Annotated in this window: 15 protein-coding genes and 1 pseudogene; 6 read left to right on the top strand and 10 right to left on the bottom strand. The window is 60.1% G+C overall.

Features of this window, described 5'->3' with window-relative positions; all coding sequences use genetic code 11:
- Window positions 1-140: 140 nt before the first annotated feature.
- The 6 genes from RXV88_RS14700 to RXV88_RS14675 form a co-directional block, all read right to left on the bottom strand.
- A complete protein-coding gene (locus RXV88_RS14700; protein WP_316294169.1) occupies window positions 141-1,610 on the bottom strand; it encodes a calcium-binding protein in 1,470 nt (489 codons plus the stop codon).
- Between the two features lie 614 nt (window positions 1,611-2,224).
- Window positions 2,225-2,656 (bottom strand): hypothetical protein, encoded by a 432-nt coding sequence (locus tag RXV88_RS14695; RefSeq protein WP_316294167.1) that lies wholly within the window; start codon window positions 2,654-2,656, stop codon window positions 2,225-2,227.
- A gap of 63 nt (window positions 2,657-2,719) precedes the next feature.
- Window positions 2,720-3,424 carry an IS6 family transposase gene (locus RXV88_RS14690; protein WP_316294165.1) on the bottom strand — a complete coding sequence of 235 codons (705 nt, stop codon included), beginning with the start codon at window positions 3,422-3,424 and terminating at the stop codon, window positions 2,720-2,722.
- Window positions 3,425-3,903: 479 nt separating this feature from the next.
- Window positions 3,904-4,629, bottom strand: a complete 726-nt coding sequence (locus tag RXV88_RS14685) for a hypothetical protein (RefSeq protein WP_316294162.1) — start codon at window positions 4,627-4,629, stop codon at window positions 3,904-3,906.
- 163 nt (window positions 4,630-4,792) lie between these two features.
- Window positions 4,793-5,326: a DUF2793 domain-containing protein gene (locus tag RXV88_RS14680; protein ID WP_316294160.1), complete on the bottom strand. Its 534-nt coding sequence runs from the start codon at window positions 5,324-5,326 to the stop codon at window positions 4,793-4,795.
- Between the two features lie 198 nt (window positions 5,327-5,524).
- Window positions 5,525-6,094, bottom strand: a complete 570-nt coding sequence (locus tag RXV88_RS14675; protein WP_316294158.1) for a carboxymuconolactone decarboxylase family protein — start codon at window positions 6,092-6,094, stop codon at window positions 5,525-5,527.
- Between the two features lie 111 nt (window positions 6,095-6,205).
- On the opposite strand from RXV88_RS14675, the gene RXV88_RS14670 reads away from it, so the two are divergent.
- Window positions 6,206-6,799, top strand: a complete 594-nt coding sequence (locus RXV88_RS14670; RefSeq protein WP_316294155.1) for a helix-turn-helix domain-containing protein — start codon at window positions 6,206-6,208, stop codon at window positions 6,797-6,799.
- Window positions 6,800-7,008: 209 nt separating this feature from the next.
- Here RXV88_RS14670 and RXV88_RS14665 read toward each other — a convergent pair whose 3' ends face one another.
- Window positions 7,009-7,560: a hypothetical protein gene (locus tag RXV88_RS14665; RefSeq protein ID WP_316294153.1), complete on the bottom strand. Its 552-nt coding sequence runs from the start codon at window positions 7,558-7,560 to the stop codon at window positions 7,009-7,011.
- Window positions 7,561-7,702: 142 nt separating this feature from the next.
- On the opposite strand from RXV88_RS14665, the gene RXV88_RS14660 reads away from it, so the two are divergent.
- The 4 genes and pseudogenes from RXV88_RS14660 to RXV88_RS14645 all read left to right on the top strand — a co-directional run.
- Window positions 7,703-8,050 carry a hypothetical protein gene (locus RXV88_RS14660; RefSeq protein ID WP_316294151.1) on the top strand — a complete coding sequence of 116 codons (348 nt, stop codon included), beginning with the start codon at window positions 7,703-7,705 and terminating at the stop codon, window positions 8,048-8,050.
- 197 nt (window positions 8,051-8,247) lie between these two features.
- On the top strand, window positions 8,248-8,727 hold the full coding sequence (locus tag RXV88_RS14655; protein ID WP_316294149.1) for a hypothetical protein: 480 nt from the start codon (window positions 8,248-8,250) through the stop codon (window positions 8,725-8,727).
- A 110-nt stretch (window positions 8,728-8,837) separates the two neighbouring features.
- Complete coding sequence (locus tag RXV88_RS14650) at window positions 8,838-9,365, top strand: hypothetical protein (RefSeq protein ID WP_316294147.1); 528 nt, start codon at window positions 8,838-8,840, stop codon at window positions 9,363-9,365.
- Between the two features lie 58 nt (window positions 9,366-9,423).
- Window positions 9,424-9,630: pseudogene (locus RXV88_RS14645) on the top strand (recombinase family protein); the annotation flags it as partial.
- 43 nt (window positions 9,631-9,673) lie between these two features.
- Here RXV88_RS14645 and terL read toward each other — a convergent pair.
- The 3 genes from terL to RXV88_RS14630 are packed head-to-tail and all read right to left on the bottom strand — an operon-like array spanning window position 9,674 to window position 13,021.
- Window positions 9,674-11,110 carry a phage terminase large subunit gene (gene terL / locus RXV88_RS14640; protein ID WP_316294145.1) on the bottom strand — a complete coding sequence of 479 codons (1,437 nt, stop codon included), beginning with the start codon at window positions 11,108-11,110 and terminating at the stop codon, window positions 9,674-9,676.
- A complete protein-coding gene (locus RXV88_RS14635; protein WP_316294142.1) occupies window positions 11,103-11,525 on the bottom strand; it encodes a DUF5681 domain-containing protein in 423 nt (140 codons plus the stop codon). The genes terL and RXV88_RS14635 overlap by 8 nt, the downstream gene beginning before the upstream one ends.
- The gene (locus RXV88_RS14630) at window positions 11,525-13,021 is read right to left on the bottom strand and encodes a DNA modification methylase (protein WP_316294140.1); all 1,497 of its coding nucleotides are present in this window, start codon (window positions 13,019-13,021) and stop codon (window positions 11,525-11,527) included. The genes RXV88_RS14635 and RXV88_RS14630 overlap by 1 nt, the downstream gene beginning before the upstream one ends.
- 345 nt (window positions 13,022-13,366) lie before the next feature.
- Between RXV88_RS14630 and RXV88_RS14625 the strand changes: the two genes are divergently transcribed.
- Window positions 13,367-13,609: a DUF3489 domain-containing protein gene (locus RXV88_RS14625; RefSeq protein ID WP_316294138.1), complete on the top strand. Its 243-nt coding sequence runs from the start codon at window positions 13,367-13,369 to the stop codon at window positions 13,607-13,609.
- The last annotated feature ends 5 nt before the right edge of the window (window positions 13,610-13,614 follow it).

The following is a 13,614-nucleotide window of genomic DNA, read 5'->3' as shown; positions in this document are numbered from 1 at the left end:
AGTGTTTGGTTCGAGCGTGGCCGGCGTTGAAATATCTGCTGGCAAATCCATCAAGTTTCCCTCTTTAGCCATTAATACCGTCGGCTTCATTAAGCAGCCCAAGGCCGATGGCAGAAGGTCCGCCACCAGCCGTCTTGGGATCAGAGGAACGTAAAATCCTCCACCGTCAGATCAGCCGCCGCCACGCCCTCGATCAGAACGGTATGCCCCTGGTAGTCGAACAGCGCGCCCCCGGCGGTGTCGGTGATGTTGAGCGCGTCCACTTTGCCCTGCAGGCCCGATCCCGGCGCGTTCTCCACCCCGACCATGCGGAAGCTGTCGGTGCCGACCTTGAAATTGGTAATGACGTCCTCATCGCCATCCTTGAAGAAGTTAAACACGAACACGTCAGACCCGCTGCCTCCTGTCATCGTGTCATCACCGTCGCCACCGTTGATAGTGTCGTTGCCTGGCCCGCCTTCGATTGAGTCATTGCGGCCGCCACCTGCAAGGAAGTCGTCTCCGCTACTTCCGGCTATCGTGTCGTCGCCGGCACCGCCACCAAGGCTGTCATCGCCGGTTTCGCCCCAGATTACATCCTTGCCAGAGCCGCCGCCCAAGCTGTCGTTGCCGGTGCCGCCGAGAATGCGGTCCCTGCCGAATGAACCACCCATCGTGTCCGACCCTTCGTAATCGCTCAATAGATCATTGCCCGGCCCGGCGTTTACTAAATCATTGCCTTCACCGCCGCGGAGTGTGTCATTGCCTGAGCCCCCGCCAATCACGTCATCACCCGCGTCGCCGTCGACCGTATCGTCGCCCGGCCCGCCACCTAGACTATCGTTGCCGTCACCGCCCAAGACGAAGTCACTGCCCGCGCCAGCGCCAATATTATCATCGCCCGCTCCGCCCATAATCGTGTCATGCCCGTTGCCACCGATCACTGTGTCGTAGCCTGCGCCGGCACGAACAAAGTCATCTCCACCTAAGGCATCAATAGCCGCAGAGGATTTGCCGCCAAAGATACGGTCAGCTTCATCTGTTCCGATCAGGCCAGTTCCTGCGCTGTCAGAAAATCCCATGAAAAACGAGAGATCTTGTTCCTGCAAATAACTGGAAAGGCCTTCGGAAAAATGGTCTTCACGCGTCCCGGTTGGGAATGGCCCGAGGTTGATGCTGAACATATTCCCATCGGCATAGCGATCTTCGCCAAGGATGCTTGCTACGCCAACAGTCGCGGCACCGACATTGTTGTTGCTCTCAACTTCGACAAATGCATCTAGAACGAAGGCGTAGGTTTCACCGGGTACAAATTCCAGATCGCCCAGGGCAAACGAAAAGTCCTGCAAAATAAGGGTTTGGGTGGATGGGGATTGGAATGTTACGCTTTCGAAAAGGACTTCGGTTCCATACGAGCCATCCTCAAGCTGGCTCTGTTCGACGATGAGAAGCCGCATATTCACTGGGAGAAATTCCCACGGGTTCACTGGGTGAAACCCAAGCTGAACGGTCAGTTCCTGAGCGTATCCGGGCAGTGCCTCAAAGGTTTGGCCGACATAACGCTCAACGCCCGGACCAGCAATGCTGCCCTCGTTTTCGACGGAAATATGGGTCGAATATTCGATTGTCATCGTGCGAGCCCCCCGGTGTTCATCATCCTTCAAAATTTCGAATTACTGTGTGCATCGTGAGGCCTTTCGCGTTGACATTGATCAAGGGCCAGAACTCCGCGTCGGTGGATCGTCAATTCCCACCGCCGACCGCTACTGGGAGTGGCTGGCCGACTACGTGGTCCGTAGGAGACTGCCCTGACAACACCCTCGGCCTTCGGGCCGGGGGACCCCCACCTTGCTTTCTTTTTGCCCCCGTTACCGCCCCAGTTTCCCGGATCGTTGGGATTTCTCGTTACGGATCATCGAGGGTCAAGGTCTCCTACCACCCCAGCCAGCCATTCCCGGACCAACTAATCAAGCACCCGAGGCACCCGGTGGCGGGAAACTGCCCCCGAAAAGTGCCCCAGTTCCCGGAGAGCCATTCTCGTGCTGTCGGGGAGCGCCCAGCCTATTCTCATCATGGGGGTTATAAGGGCTAGGAATAGGTATAAGTAATGAAGAACAAGAACATAGAGAGAGGGAGAAGTTGTAGCTGCTCCCCCCCTTCCCCCTGGAGAACACCATGCCCCCCATCGAGAACCGATGGCACTCCCGCCCCCTAGACGTTCACCGCTGGTCGGAACATCCAGAGGTTAGGGGGTACGGTCGTAGGGCGTGACGATCAGACCAACGCGCTCTTCGTGAGCCCTTAGCCGCGTGAGATAACCCTCGGATCGCACCATTTGACGGTACGCGATGAAGTCTAGGATCGGGAAATCCGGTTTGCCAAGCACATCATCAAGACCAGCCGCACCTGCCACTTCAAGAGGCTTGCCCACGACCGCTTCGGACGCCTCGGCCATCACCTGACGAAGCTCTCCCACCCGCGTATAGTCCACTATGAAACTGTCGTGAACAGACAGCACAGGCACCCCTTGTTCAGTGAAGTGACGGTGAACCTGTTCCGCGATCTGGCTGTCCGTGTACATAAGGCGGATACCCGCATCGGCGAAGAGGTGCTGCTCTAGGTGCGGGTGTTTTCTGATGAAGGCCCCGAGAAGCTGATCAAGCTTTTGGTTCGACATGCCTTTCGCGTGCGCTGTCAGACTGTTTCGAACCCGTCTCAGCAAGGGCAGGATGGCTGTCCCTTAATTCGCGCAGAGACCGCGCCACTCGGCGAGAGCGGCGGCGCGGTTTGCCTTGAAGATGTGCCGGCTTGAGAGGCCGCGTTCCTGATTAAAATGGTTGTAGACGGAGGCATGAACGGAGGCGAATTTCTGCAAACTTCGCATCCGCCGGAACCGGAGCATCGCCCGCTCTCTTCGTCGGAATGGTTGGTGTGAGTTCTCGGCTCTGTTGTTCATCCAGCGCGCCGTACGCTGCCGATCGGCATTTCCAATCACCTTCATGGCGGCACCATAGGAGCGCAGCTCGTCGGTGACCACACGGTCCGGCTTGCCATGGCGCTTCATCAATTTCTTCATGAATTTCAGAGCCGCCTTCTTGTCCCGCGTCTTCGTCACGACGCTTTCCAGCACTTCGCCCTCGTGGTCCACGGCGCGCCACAGGTAATGCGTCTCGCCATTGATCTTCACGAACACCTCGTCGAGGTGCCATTGCCAGCGGCTCGATCGCATCGAGCCGATCCGGCGCTTTCTGATCTCGGACGCGAAGATCGGACCGAACCGGTGCCACCAAAACCGGATCGTCTCGTAGCTGACCTCGATCCCGCGTTCGTGTAGCAGGTCTTCGACGTTCCGAAGCGACAGCGGAAACCGGATGTACATCATCACCGCCAGGCGGATGATCTCCGGGCTCGTTCGAAAGCCGCGAAACAGGTGTGGTTTGGTCATTGCAAGACGCTACGCGGCCGCCCTGCCCCGATCAAGCCGCTCAAGTTGACAGTGCCGTTCATGCGGCGTGCACGGAGGGAACGTGGCCCCGCGGACAAAGTTTCTTGTCGAAACCATCTTTCCATGCCCTTCGCAGAAATAAGCATTCTATCCGGCGCTTCTCGGCAAGGTCCCGCCGATTGTCGACCCTCTGGCGCGCAGTCGTGCAACCGGCATTGCCTGCGAGGCACCTTTTTCAGAACGGATAGTCAAAGCGCTTTTGCACATCGAATACCGAGCGCGAATTACTCAGACAAATGCAGCGGGCATCCTGCGCCTGATTCTTGAAAATTTCATGAGAGGCTCGTTCGCTCCGCCGGTAGGTGCTTCGAACCTTTAATTATTGCGATGGCAAATCCTATTGTGGCTGCTCGTGTACTCAAAACGCCAACGGCCGCACCATTAGGCGCGGCCGCCAACTTAACCTGAGACGGTACGATTTACTTGCTTGCTTCCGCGTTTGCCGAAACCTGCGACTGTACCGCTGCGACAAGGTCCGCACGGTTCATTGCAAGGACAAGCCCTTCTTCTCCAGGTTTGAGCGACTGAACCGGCATGATCACGCCTTCAACCTGGCGATCAAAATAGGACTCCATCTCGCCATCAAAGTCGATGCGGACGCGGCCCTCTGCTTTGTTCATATCACTGACCGTGCCGATCACGTCACCGTCTTTGGACATGACGACGGCGTCGGAAGTCAGAGCCGCGTCAAGCTTCGCCGAAATATCGCTGCCCGCGCTGTACGTCTCCTCGACTGCGCCCTCCACGGCTTCAGCACCTTGCACCAAAATGTTTTCGGAACCGTCGGCCGTCGCCTCTCCGTTGACGCTTGCGGTGGCTTCGGTTTGGCTGTTCGCGCCTGCGGTGCTTGTTTCGGCTTTCATGTCAACGGGCGAATTTGCATCTACCGACTGCGATTGGGCAGACGTTGCCAGGGCGAGAGCAACTGCGGTGGTGGTTGCCAGGATGCGATAGGTCATGCGGCCTCCTTCCAGGACTTTGCATTTCTTCTCGGCGGGGAACGGCGGCATGCCGGTAAGGTTCCAAGATTCGCGATGGCAATGGCTTCTTGAAAAAGTAATGTCGGTGAGGCTGTCAGATCGCTTTCGTGGTTTCATCACATGACGCATCGAAGCGAGTGGCATGACCACCTCTTCGATCTTCAAGTGCAGGAGCAGCGCTACCCACCATGTCCGCTCAGCGTACACCTTGGCTCTGCCGGATATCCACTTGCGCTCTCGCTGCTGTTGTCATGTTCTGGTCATGAATCCTGACACAAAAATGAAAAAGGCGGGGATCTCCCCCGCCTTGCTTCGTGTCGCACCTGCGTCAGGCCCTTACGGGCAGGGCGCGCGATAGTAGGTGCCGTCGCCGCGCGCGTAGCCGCAAGAACAGATCGCCCGTGCCGCCCTCGGCTGCGGTTTTCGCCGTCCAGAGCGCGGCGTTCAGCTTGGCCGAGAACGGGTTCGACGCATCTGCGGATGTGCCGAGCCCCAGCAGCGCCATGTACTGCAGCGCCGCCGGTGTGGTGCCGACCCAACCGGCACCATCGTAGACCAACAGCAGGCCCTCATCCTCGACCCAAGCCCGCCACCCGGTCCGGGGCGGCAGACACAGCCAGGCGCTATCCGTCCAGAGCGCGACGTTCAGGTCCCAGCCCGCCCAATCGCCCGTCGCGCCCGATGCGACGATGAAGCGGTCACCATCGGCAGGGCTCACCGGGGGCGATGTCAGGTCGCGGTCGAGGACGGAAAGCTGGACCAGCCCGTCGAGGATCCGCAGCGCCTCGTTGTGGGTGACATGCTTCTGGGCCTGCGCCGCGAGGATGTAGGGCAGCAGGAGATGCGACGTGGCGTCGGACATGGGATGCTTTCAAAAACTGAGCGTGACGGATTCGCGTGGGGTGGGCATGACGCTGGACGATGGTTCCGTGCCGACGAGATCAACGTTGAGTCAATTTGGTGGCTGTGCAGAATGCAGTTTTTGCGAAAAAACCCGGCATCCTATTGATGCCGGGTTCGATTGGCTTTCGGCCGGCCCTCCCTCCGGCAAGCTGGGCCTTCAGGCTGCGTCCTTGCGACCTTTTTCCCAGGCGAAGGCCTTCATCGGTTCGTCAACCGGGGTCTCGGCCAAGTGGTTGGTGTAATTCGACATCACCTTCTGCGAGACGCCCAGAACGACTTCGAGCACTTGCCGTTTGGTGAAGCCCGCGTCGAGGAAAGCCTGCACGGCCTCGTTGTCGACATTACCGCGGCCACGCACAACGGCCAGTGTAAAGGTACGCAGCGCCTCGAGCCGCTCGTTGGGCAAAGGTGTCTCATCGCGGAGCGCGTCGGTGATGGCGTCGTCGACTTTCATCATCTTCGCGATGCCCGTGTGGGCCGGAACGCAGTAATGGCACTCGTGCTCGACGTTGATGGTTTGCCAAACCACGGTCAGCTCATCCTTGTCGAAGCTCGTCTGCTCGGCAAAGAGCTTGTGCAGCTGCTGGTAGCCCTGAAGTAGCGCGGGCGCCTCGGCCATCACGGCGTGCAGGCCGGGAATGCGGCCGAACGCTTTCTGCGAATTTTCCAGCAGCGGGCGGCTTTCTTCGGGGGCGGTGTCCATCGTGTGCTTGGTGAAGTCGGTCATGTCGGCTCCCTCTTTTTCTTGAGTGATCGTTCAAAAACGGAAGATAGCTTTACTTGAGCGGTCATTCAAGATATTTTTTGAGTGTTCACTCAATTGAGAGCGGAGCGGAAAATGGGGCGAACGGCCACCTATGACAGGGACGCGGTTCTCAAGGCGGCGATGGAGTTGTTCTGGGCGCGGGGCTATCACACCACCTCTCTGAAGGATCTGGAGCGCGCGCTGGATATGCGGCCGGGGTCGATCTACGCAGCTTTCGGCTCAAAAGAGGCGCTGTTTCGCGCGGCGCTCGATCGCTACGCCACGGCCGGGCGTTCGGCGCTGGAGGATACGATGGCACAGGCGAGTTCACCCATTGCCGGGCTGGCGGCGCATGTGCGGATGCTGGGCGGGATCGTGCGAGCTGCGGCTCCATCGCGCGCTTGCATGCTGGTCAAGACGCTGCTGGAAACACCGGAGGATGAGCCGGAGCTGCGCCGCTCAGTCGAGGACATGATGCGGCAGACCGAGACCGCCTTTGCCGAAGCCTTCCGGGCGGCCCGCGACGCAGGCGAGATCGCTTCGGATGCCGATCCGGAGCGGCTGGCGGCGCGATTGCAGGCAGCGATCTTCGGCCTACGGGCCTACGCGCAGAGAAGCGATGCAGCAGACAAGGTCGAACGGATTGCCGAGGATATCGCCCGGGATGTCGAAGCGCTACGAAACTGAAGACCTCGATACCGCTTAGAGCAGTTCGATTTCCCCCACACATCCCGGCACTTGATGAGACTGGCACGGCACGTCAGCGGCAGGATTACGCGTAGCTCTGCAACCACGTCGGCAAATTCGACGGCCCTTCACGCTCGGGCCACCGTGTGATCCGAGGGAGGGGGCCGGGTCGCCCCCTACGGAAACCAAATGAACGATATACGACCCGGTTAGTCGGCCGCCAGGTGATCGGTTGTAAAGAGCATGTCGTCACCCGCGCCCGTGTGGCAGGCAATGCATCCGGCATCCATGCCTTTTGCAACCTTGCCGGCAAGGCGCATGCCAGCCGGGTTTTTGTCGAGCGATCCGTCTGGCAGGTATTTGACCCAGAACCAGTCCGCATTGTCGGGGTCGAAACCGGCTTCGCGGCGGAACATGACGGTAACCGCGGCGAGATGGGTATCCGGATCCGAAAGGACCGCGTCGATGCTCACGCCCTCGGGGCCGTAATTGCGCTTGACCACGAGATCGCCAGTATGGCCATCCACCGTGGCCTCGGTATAGAGCGTCTCCAGCATCATTCCGTGTGGAGCGACACCCTCATACGGAAAACTGCGTAGCATTCCGTCTCCGGCAAGCTTGGTCTCTTCCATGATGGACCAGAGCAATTCGGCGTAGGCCGCATCGGCATCGCTGCCGAAGGGCGCATCCTGGGACAGAGCCATTCCGGCGCTCAGCGCTAACGCGGCGATGCCGGTCGTACATGCGGTCATCGTCCTCATGCTTGGTTTCCTCCTCGTTGCTGGTTGTCCCAGCGTAAGACAGATTGACGTTTCAGTCTGTCACGATTCCTTGACTGCGCGTGTTCGCGGATTCTGGTCCGCCCAATTGACCGGTCATATCGGGCGAGACCATACTCCCTGCATGGTTTTCAAAACGGTCACCCTCGGTGCTCTGACGCTCGCGGCAAGCAATGCGGCGGCGGAGGTCGGCGGTACGCCGGCCGATGCCGTATGCGTTCGCAACACGAGCCCGGAGCAACATGTCTTCGTTGCCGAAGCCCCCGGGGGTGAGCGCGCGGTGGCTCATCTGGCGCCTGGAGAGCGGTTATGCGCGCAAGGTGAGACAACAGACCGGACAGGTGTGGTGTCGGTGTTTGAAAACTTCGAGTCGTTCGAGGGATGCTCGCGGTTGGTGCCAGTCGGGCGAACCGAGGACATGAAGGAATATGTGGATTTCGACAGATGCTTCTGGAGCTCGAACAGCCCCTGAGCACGCGCCGCGACGGCGCAATAAAGTCAGGTTGTGGAACAGGTCTATTCTTGTCGACGGCGCCCCACTCTTGTTTTTCCTGATTTCTCCCGGCCGGTTCGCGAACAAGCGAAGCTTGGAGGCGTCGCAGGATTTGCGCCGAGGGGCCACTGTACCTTACGCTTGCCCCGGACAGTGAGCATCGAGGACCAATAACCATGCCTATGGCACCTCGAACCGCACTGGCCTTCGCCGCGTGGGTCCTTTTCTCCGCACAGGTCGGGGCGACCGGCCTGCTCGACGGAAAGTCTTTCGAAGGGATGATCGGCCCGGTCGAGAAACCTGACCTGGCAGATGAACTGTTCTTCGAGGATGGGCATTTCTGGTCGGACATCTGCACGCGCTGTGGGTTTATGCCAGGGGAGTACCTTGCCGAAGAAACGAAAGACGGGATCGCGTTTTCCGGAACACTTGAGAGTGAAACGCGCGGTCGCTTCGCGTACTCGGGGCTTGTTCGGCAGGACGGTTCTATCCGTGTGTCGATCCAGTGGGAGCGCCGCAGATGGTACTGGACCTCCCGTCGGGAGATAGTCTTCATCGGTGACCGTAATCGCCCGCACGACATCGAGCTCGAGGCAATCCACCAAAGGGTCGAGCGGTCGGACCCCGATCAGAATCCCGCATGCGCGCGTTTCTAGATCGGCTGTGGGCGGCACGCAGGGCACTTCTCGTCTATGCAACTCTGCTCGTGGGAGGATGGGTTCTGAGCGAGATCCTACGTGACATCACGTTACCGGAGATGCGGCCCATGAACGAGCCAATCATCCATCGTTTTGTGATGCTGGCTCTAGTGGCTTTCATCATCACGGCCGCAATTCCATTCGTTCCGGGTGCAGAAATCGGCTTTGCGCTTCTTCTCATCTTCGGCGGCAAGGCCGCGCCACTGGTCTATGCAGGCATGGTACTGGCGCTTTCGCTGACGTATTGCATGGCGGCGCTTGTACCGGTGCAATACCTCGTCCGCGTCCTTTCCTGGCTCGGGTTGGACAAGACCTCTGGCTTCATTGCCAAACTCGGAAAGGCGAAGGCAGACGAGCGCGAGACCATTCTGGCACGCACTATACCGTCGTCCTTCGGGTCAAAGCTGGTTCGAAACCGGTACCTCGTCCTGGCGATAGCACTCAACACGCCAGGCAATTCCCTTGTGGGCGGCGGAGGTGGACTGGCATTCTTGGCGGGAAAAAGCGGTGTCTTCGGGTTCTGGCCCTTTGTCACGACCGTCAGCTTGGCCGTAGCACCGGTTCCGTTTGCTTTCTGGATTTCTTACGCTGGGTAGGTGGATTAAGAGGTGATGGGCGCCCTATGAACGCCCCTCCACCCAGTTCACCATGATCATTACCGAGGCCGACGCCCGCGCAGCCCTGCAGCAGCTCGACCCGCTTTGGGACGAACTGTTCCCCGCCGAGCAGGCGCGCATCGTCGCGCTGTTGGTCCAGCGGGTGGACATCGGCACCGATGGGCTCAACGTCCGACTGCGCGTCGACGGCCTCGACGGCCTTGCGCGCGAGATGCTGGCCAGCGGCATCCAGGCCGCCGCATGACCCGCGGCGCGCCAGTCCCCGACTCCGAACTGCGGATTTCAAGCTATTTCGTCTTGTACCGGGTGCAGTGCCGGAGCTCATGTGTGCCCTTCCTGACCACGCGCAGCATCTGCGACAACGTGTCGACCTGATCGTCGAACTTGCCCAACGGAAACTGGCCGCATTCTTCGAGGAAGGCCTCAAGCCAAAGGGCCGCAGTCGGCAAACGGACCTGCCCGCTTTCCAGCATGGGCGTGAGAACGGACATCCGCTCCTCCTTCGATCCTTTCGGCGTGCTTGTTCTAGCCTCGCAAATACCACGTTGCCGGAGATACTGGTAAAGTCCAACTCCCGTGTGAGACGCCTCGATCACGACCAGGTTTGGTCGCCAGCTCAGGTACAGCTTGTGTGCAAGACGCTCGATGTCGGGCATCTCTAAGCGCACCCTTGTCACGTCGATGAGGTCGATCTTGTCTTCAATAAGCCCCCACGTGGTACAGACCGTGAAGCTGTTCGAATTGCCTGGCACGACGGCAACGTCCCAACTCTGGACGACCGCCTCGTACTGCTTGCGCGGCAGAGCTTTCGGGTATGATCCAAACCACTCCGGCCGGATGATGTGACCTTCGGCCGGGGCGGGCTGCTGTTGATACTGGGCCTCGAACGCTGCCGTCCCCAACTCTTTCCGGATCTGCTCGAGCGTCGCTTCGTCGATCCGTTCCGGATGGAGCAACTCCCCGCGCTCACGATTCCAGATCAAGCCTTCACCGATGTCGATCGCCTGCGATACGGGCGCAATGGCCGGTAGCTGCAGAACGTGCCAGTCGCCAGTTTCCATCAATCGGCCGGCAAGATCGTCTATGTGAAGGCGCTGCGCGACGACGACGAGGGCACCTCGTTTCGGGTCGTCGAAGCGGCTGATGACCGTCGATGTGATCCAGTCGTAGACGTCATCCCGTCTCGCCTCCGAAAACGCGTCATCAGCCTTGAGCGGGTCATCGATAATCGTCAGGTTCGAGCCCTTGCCAGTAAACGTGCCGCCGACGGACGTGGCAATCCGGCGCCCCCCGAAGTGACGTATCCGCAGTTCCTCAGCCGAGGCTTTTCGCGGATCGAGCTGAAGCTGGGGAAATGCCGCGCTATGCCAGGGCGCCTCAAGAAGCCTGCGAGCCTGTGCGCTGAATGTCTGCGCAAGATCTGCGTTATAACTCGCCCCGACCACGGTCATCGAGGGGTTGCGGGCCAGGAACCAGATCGAAAAGGCCACGCTGGCACAGTGCGATTTCAAATGCCTTGGCGGGAGAATGATGAGGAGGCGCCGGACTTCTCCCCGCGCCACCCGTTCCAACTCGTAACAGATCGCCCGGATGTAGAATGCCGTAAGGAACGCCGTACCGGGGTGAAGCTCGAGAAACGCGCGGTGTACATACGCATGAAGATTGTTGCGCAGCAAGGCTGCCATGCTGACCGCGAACTGCTCGCGGGGCGTCCGATCAGTCATCCGCATCACCCTCACCAGCTTCGCTCTTAAGATCCTTGATGAGCTTCAACCATTCGTCATGCGTCTGCGCGACTTCGAGTTCCTCCGGCCCGCTCAACACGTGGTCTGCGTCCGGCACATCCCCACCAACGGCCTTTGCCGCGTCAAAGACGATTTTGGCGGCCTGATGCTTCCCCTTGATTGCGTCCGCGTAGATCTTTTTCGCTAGGGCGGCATTTGCCGGCATGACAACCTCTTGCCCATCCTGCAGAAACACCTTCTCCTCTTCGCCGGCTTCCAGAAGATAGTGCGCGAGCCCCTTACCCTTTTTCTTGCCGCTTGGATTGCCTGACGTTCCCTTCGTGAACTGGGTTGGCTTGGGCGGTTTGCCGTAGCCAACTTCATAGTCCTTGGGCTTTGTTGGGTCCTCGGCCATCAGAAGTCCTCCTCCGTGCCCGAACCGGACTGACGCGTGTCCTGCATGGCCTTGACGGCCAAGTCATGGAAACGCGCACCGCTCTCGGCGTGAACGGCATCGCCGCCCGTCATCTCCTGCCAGCGCCGGATCGCGAGATCGACGTAGCTGGGCTCGATCTCGACCCCGAGGCAGCGCCGTCGTGTGCGCTCGGCCGCCAATAAGGTCGTGCCAGAGCCGAGGAAGGGATCCAGTACCAGGTCTCCAGGATCTGTGACGTCGAGGAGCGCCTCCATGACCATGCGGATGGGCTTGACCGTCGGATGCAAAGCGAAGTCGTCATCAGCATCGGCCCGGCCGCCGGTCGCGCCGGCATAGGTCCAGACGTTCGAGCGGTTTCGACCGAACTTGCCGAGTTGTACGTTGTTTTGATGGCTGGCGCCCGGGCGTTTCGCCACGAAAACGAGTTCGTGCTGGCTGCGATAGAGGCTGCCCATGCCCGGTTGGGCCTTAACCCAGACACAGATGTTGAGCAACTCGAGGCTCAGCGCCTCGAGCGCCTCTGTCATCTCCCGGACATGGCGCCAGTCCATGCAGGCAAAGAGAACACCGCCGGGTTTTAGGCTATCGGCGGCTTGGCCGAGCGTTTCTTGCAGAAAAGCCGTGAACTCCTTGCGAGACATCTCGCCAGACGCCTCGGCGAACTCGGCAAAGCCTGCGTCCGCTCCACGGACATGCCCTTTGATCCGGACATTGTAGGGAGGGTCTGTAAAGACAGCGTCGGCATTCAAACCCGTCATCGCCGACACCAGCATATAACCATCACGGGCAGACCCGCAGACAATCACATGATCCCACAAGATCCAGGCATCACCACGCTGGGTCACGACGGCGCCCTCCCTGTCTGCAACCAGCGGAGAGATATCATCGGCGGGATCTGCCTCTGAGCCATCTTCGGAAGCGAACCGAAGAGCCTCGATCTCCGGCAAGGCGAAGCCCGGAATTTCGATGGTGCCGCCGATCTCGATAATCTCGCCTATCTCCAGCCTGAGCGCATCGTCATCCCAGGCGCCGGTCTCCTGCAGCTTGTTCAGCGACAGCGCCAGCCGGCGGATTTCGAGGTCGGGTAGGTCATCGACAAGAATGCACGGCACCTTATCGGCATCGAGCCTGCGCGCCGCGGCGAGCCGCATGTGCCCGTCGACCACCTCGTATCGATCGCCACTGGGCGTCGTTCGAACGAGGATCGGGATCCGGAATCCGAAGCGTGCGATGGACTGCACGACGGCCTCTTCCTGGCTTGCCAGCGCGCGCCGGACCCGACGCGGTGCCGCGTCGATGAGATTGACTGCCAACCAGACCAAAGCAATTTCGCGGAAGAGATCGTTCTGCCCATGAGAATTGGCGTGCTGTATGGGGCCGGTCGCCGGACCATGCGCGGACGGCTTCGGTCCGTCACCTGGTCCCGGCACAGCCGCCCCGTCACTCTCAGGGGTGTTTTCGGATGAGTTGCTCAAACCCTAGCCTCCTTCGGTTTCGACCGGGGTGCGAGAATGAGGCTGGGAGCGATAGAAACAGCGGCAACAACCAGCCAATCCATTCCGCACCCGGGTGGGTTGCGTGATCGGTGGTCGGAGCCTCCTGCTACGACGGGATATGGGAAGAATAGCCCTTCCGGAGCGAAGGCGCAAGGCATTTTTTCATTGGTTGACAAACGCTTAGATGGGGGAGAGCAATTCACGACCAAGGGCTGGACTTCGCAGCCGAACAGAGCGTCATTGGTGTCGAGCCCGGTTCGCAGTCCGGGCGCGCCTCGGTAGGGCCGGCATGTCGCCGGGCCCGCCAAACCCGAGGAGACACCAATGACCAAAAACCCCGACACCTCCCCGCGCGAGACCAAGTCCGCCATGGTTCGGAAGCTTCTGTCGCGCAAGACCGGCGCCGACATTGCTACGCTGGAGGAGGCCACCGGCTGGCAGCAGCATTCCGTCAGGGCCGCGCTCAGCACCCTGCGCAAGGCCGGTTATACGATCGACCGCCTGCCCGCAAAGAAAGCCGGTGCTGCACCGCACTATCGGATCACGACGGCCCCGGAGAAGGCATGAGGCTC

This window comes from Aestuariicoccus sp. MJ-SS9 (assembly GCF_032586235.1).
In the GTDB taxonomy this organism is placed as follows: domain Bacteria; phylum Pseudomonadota; class Alphaproteobacteria; order Rhodobacterales; family Rhodobacteraceae; genus Aestuariicoccus.
This window is presented reverse-complemented; position numbering and strand designations above follow the sequence as displayed.